The 1,090-nt window shown below is 45.1% G+C and carries 1 protein-coding gene and 2 pseudogenes; all 3 read left to right on the forward strand.

Going from position 1 to position 1,090, the window contains the following annotated elements; translation table 11 throughout:
* Nucleotides 1–226: pseudogene (locus tag ACFIKJ_RS09405) on the forward strand (phage tail protein); the annotation flags it as partial.
* Nucleotides 223–477 carry a tail protein X gene (locus tag ACFIKJ_RS09410; protein WP_375670552.1) on the forward strand — a complete coding sequence of 85 codons (255 nt, stop codon included), beginning with the start codon at nt 223–225 and terminating at the stop codon, nt 475–477. The pseudogene ACFIKJ_RS09405 and the gene ACFIKJ_RS09410, both read left to right, overlap by 4 nt.
* A pseudogene (locus ACFIKJ_RS09415) lies at nt 477–1,090 on the forward strand (phage late control D family protein); the annotation flags it as partial. The gene ACFIKJ_RS09410 and the pseudogene ACFIKJ_RS09415, both read left to right, overlap by 1 nt.

Genomic DNA, 1,090 nt, shown 5'->3' on the forward strand with positions numbered 1-1,090 from the left:
AGCAAAGCCGGTGCAGATGCTTCGTTGGATCAATGATACGACCTATAGTGTCCTTCTCCATGGTCCCGTGGTGATCACCACGATCAATAAAGACCACGACTATATTAGTCGCTCTGGTCAATCCCAGCGCATCCGCTATTCCATTACGCTCTTGCCCTTTTTTAATGGCGGAAAACCACAAGGTCAATATCAGGTGGGACAAACCCAAGTGGGACAAATTCTATGAAGATACCAGAAAAGCATGTTGTTGTAGAGCTAGAGGATATGAGTCTTGATCTTATCTGCTTTCACCATGCCATGGCAGTGTTCAGAGACCGGAGGCAAGCTGGTTTACTCAAAGGCTATTTAGAAGCCACCTTGGAAGCTAATCCAGAGATTGCCAAATATGGTGTGCTTTTACCGCGAGGCTTAACGGTTATTCTGCCTGAATTTGTGTTGTCTAATCCCCAAAGCATGGTGAAGAGGTTATGGGATTAATGCGCACACACCCCTTTATTGTGGTCAAGGTGGGAGACAAACCTGTTCATGAGGTTTTTTACCAGCGTCTTTTAACTGCAACTATCACGGATCATGCCGGTAATGAAGCCGATACATTTGAAGCAGAGTTTGATGATAGTGGCAATGATTTAGAGGTTCCACAAACAGGAAACGCTCTGCAGGTGATTTTTGGCTATGAGAACAGCATCAGTGCTTTTATGGGGTGTTTTGTTGTCGAATCGGTTGTGAGTTGTGGGGGCAGTGATGGAGAGATCTTGCGCCTTTGTGGCAAAAGTGCCTCGATGCGTAAAGAGCTCAAAGAACAGGTGAGTGAACATTTTGACCACCAAACTGTTGGTGAGATTGTTGAGACACTCGCTAAACGCCATGGCTATCAAGCAAAGGTCAGTCCCCAGTTCACCCAACAAACTTTACCTTATGTGATTCGTACAGATCAATCGGCTGTTGATTTTTTAACCCGCCTTGCTGACCGTATGCGGGCACGTTTTTTAATCAAGGACAATAAGTTTTTATTTTTAAGCGGTGACAATTTACCAGCACTCGACATCCATAAACACGACTGTTCCAACTGGGAATTTACCCTAGAGCCACG

It is taken from the genome of Bartonella sp. PS7NMGDW, assembly GCF_042193585.1.
In the GTDB taxonomy this organism is placed as follows: Bacteria; Pseudomonadota; Alphaproteobacteria; order Rhizobiales; family Rhizobiaceae; genus Bartonella; species Bartonella grahamii.